At 53.2% G+C, this 269-nt stretch carries 2 tRNA genes; both read left to right on the top strand.

Annotated features, from left to right (window positions below):
- Positions 1 to 7 precede the first annotated feature (7 nt).
- Positions 8 to 84: transfer RNA gene (locus GXB78_RS28020), tRNA-Ile, on the top strand.
- A 30-nt stretch (positions 85 to 114) separates the two neighbouring features.
- A tRNA-Ala gene (locus tag GXB78_RS28025) sits at positions 115 to 190 on the top strand.
- Positions 191 to 269: the final 79 nt, after the last annotated feature.

The following is a 269-nucleotide window of genomic DNA, read 5'->3' on the forward strand; positions in this document are numbered from 1 at the left end:
CGAAATTGGGTCTGTAGCTCAGTTGGTTAGAGCGCACCCCTGATAAGGGTGAGGTCGGCAGTTCGAATCTGCCCAGACCCACCAATTTTGTGTGGGAAACGCCTGTAGAAATACGGGGCCATAGCTCAGCTGGGAGAGCGCCTGCCTTGCACGCAGGAGGTCAGCGGTTCGATCCCGCTTGGCTCCACCACTACTGCTTCTGAAGTTTGAAAGCTTAGAAATGAGCATTCCACCGAGACGGTGATGAATGTTGATTTCTAGTCTTTGGC

The organism is Pseudomonas moraviensis subsp. stanleyae (assembly GCF_036283065.1).
Lineage (GTDB): Bacteria > Pseudomonadota > Gammaproteobacteria > Pseudomonadales > Pseudomonadaceae > Aquipseudomonas > Aquipseudomonas stanleyae.